Annotated in this window: 1 protein-coding gene and 1 pseudogene; both read left to right on the plus strand. The window is 80.7% G+C overall.

The genetic code is table 11. The annotated features are described in order from the left end of the window. On the plus strand, positions 1–1,881 hold a 1,881-nt coding region (locus tag PYV61_RS23865; RefSeq protein ID WP_275836377.1), incomplete at its 5' end, for an Ig-like domain-containing protein. Positions 1,882–2,006: 125 nt separating this feature from the next. Then, positions 2,007–2,607, plus strand: a pseudogene (locus PYV61_RS23870) (hypothetical protein); the annotation flags it as partial.

The raw sequence follows: 2,607 nt of genomic DNA on the forward strand, positions 1-2,607 counted from the left end.
CCCACCGCCGCGCCGGTCGCGGCGGTCGAGCTCACCCCCGCCGCCGGCACCGTCGCCGTCGGCGACACGCTCGCGCTGGCCGCGGCGACGCGCGACGCCGCCGGCGCGACGCTCGTCGGACGCGTGGTCACCTGGTCGTCGGCGATGCCGGAGGTCGCGCGCGTCGACTCGGCGGGGCGCGTGACCGGCGTCGCGACCGGCACCACCACCGTCGCCGCGCTGAGCGAGGGGCGCATCGGCACCGCGGTCGTCACCGTCGTCCCCGCGCCGCCCCCGCCGGCGCCGGTGCACGCGGTGATCGTGCTCCCCAGCGTGAGCACCGCGCCGGTGGGCGGCGACGTGGGGTTCGTCGCCGTCCTGCGCGACAGCGCGGGCGTGCAGCTCGGGCCGCGGCCCGTGCGCTGGTCGAGCAGCGACGCGGCCGTCGCGGTCGTCGACTCGACCACGGGCGCGGCGCGCGCGGTCGGGGTCGGCACCGCGCGCATCACGGCGGCCGTCGAGGGGCGCAGCGGGTCGGCCGTGCTCGCGGTGATCGGCCCTCCGGCGCGCGTCGCGAGCGTGACGGTGGCCGCGCCGCCGCACGACACGCTCGAGGTGCATGACCGCCGCACCTACGAGGCCGTCCTGCTCGACGCCGAGCGGCGTCCGCTGAGCGGCCGCGCCGTGCGGTGGGCGAGCTCCGACACCGCCGTGGCCGTCGTCGACCCCGCGACCGGCGCGATCACCGCGCGTGCGCGCGGGGCGACGACCGTCACCGCGACCAGCGAGGGGGTGTCGGGGAGCGCGCTCGCGACCGTCGTCGTGCGCTACCGCGCGATCGCCGCCGGCCAGGACTTCGCGTGCGACCTGGCGAGCGCCGGCGTCGCCTGGTGCTGGGGCGCGGACGGCGGCGGCACGCCGGCCCGCGTCGTCGGCGACGTGCGGTTCGTGCAGCTCGCCGCGTCCGCGCACCACGCCTGCGGCGTGACCGTCGACGGCGCGATCCACTGCTGGGGGGCGGGCGAGTCCGGACAGCTCGGCGACGGCACCGGCGCGCCGCGCGGCAGCGCGTTCCCGCTCCGCGTCGCCGGCGCGCAGCGGTGGCGGCAGGTGAGCGTCGGGCGCGCGCACTCGTGCGCCGTCACCACCGCCGACGAGGCGTTCTGCTGGGGCGACGGCCTGTTCGGGCAGCTCGGGACCGGCGGGAGCAACGCGGTCGACGCCCCGGCGGCCGTGGCGGGGGGGCTCCGCTTCGCGTCCGTCGCCGCCGGCGACCGGCACAGCTGCGCGCTCACCCCCGAGGGACGCGCCTACTGCTGGGGCGACGGCGCGTCGGGGCAGCTGGGAGCCGGCGCGGGCGGGGCGGCGGTGGCGCGCGTGCCGCGGCTGGTGGGCGGCGGCGAGACGTTCGCGTCGCTCGCCGCGCGCACCGCGCTCACCTGCGGCGTGACGGCGGCCGTTCCCGAGGCGCGCTGCTGGGGCGCCAACGGCGGCGCGCTCGGACTCGGGACGACGGTCGCCACGCCGGTCGCCGCCCCCGCCGCGGTGACGGGGGGGCTCGCGGTCCGGCAGGTCGCGGCCGGCGACGGCTTCGCCTGCGCCGTGACCCTCGCCGGGGAGGTCTGGTGCTGGGGTGCCAACGACTGGGGGCAGCTCGGCGACGCCGCGCCCCCCGGACGGCCGTCGGGGACCCCGACGCGCGTGCGGCTCCCCTGGCCCGCGCGCGACGTCGCCGTCGCGGGGCGCGGGGACGCCCGGGGGGCGCACGCCTGCGCGATCGCCGCCGACCGGCTGGCCGTCGCGTGCTGGGGCCGGAACGACGCCGGCCAGCTGGGAAACGGGACGACCGCGTCGACGTCGGTGCCGGGCCCGGTGACGGGGCAGCAGCCGCCGCGCCGTTGACGGCTTCCGAAGCGGGCGAGGGCGGTCGGAGGGTGGCGGGCTCCACGGTTCTGTAACCCGGGGCGGGGTTCGGGTCGTCATACCCGAGCTCGCCGTCAGCCGACCCCACCCCGAAGCAGCCCGCCATGCGCCCGTCGCGCCGCGCCGTCGTCCTCGGTACGTCCGCCCTCTCGGTCCTCGCCGCATGCGGCGGCGGGGGCGACGGCACGACCGCCCCGACCCCGGCGCCGCCGACGACGACGCCCCCGGTCACGACGCCCACCACCCCGACCGCCCCGAGCGGCCCGCCGCTCGGCGTCCGCCTCCCGGTGGACACGGCGCGCCCCGGGACGATCCTCCGCGTGGTGCTCGGCGGCGGCTCGGCGCCGGCGACCGCCGACGCCACCGTCGGAGGGGTCCCCTTCCCGCTCGCCCGGCAGGACGACAGCACGCTCGTCGGGCTGATCCCCGAGGTGGCCGCCGGCGCGCAGCCCGTGCGGCTCACCGTCGGCGGCCGGGCGGGCGAGGCGACGCTCTCGGTCCGCGTCGGGCTCTCGGTCCCCGACCCGGCCGCCCTGCTCACCGCGCAGCTCGACTCGACCGCCGCGCGCTTCGCCGGCTCGCACCCGGTCGGGTGGGCGTCCGCGGACTGGGAGGCGGCGCGCGCCGCGACCGACAGGGCCGTCCGCGACGCCCGCCAGCGCCTCGGCGCCGCGCCGGCCGCCGAGCGCCTGGCGGCGGGGCTGA

The sequence above is a fragment of the Roseisolibacter sp. H3M3-2 genome (genome assembly GCF_029211165.1).
Classification (GTDB): domain Bacteria; phylum Gemmatimonadota; class Gemmatimonadetes; order Gemmatimonadales; family Gemmatimonadaceae; genus Roseisolibacter.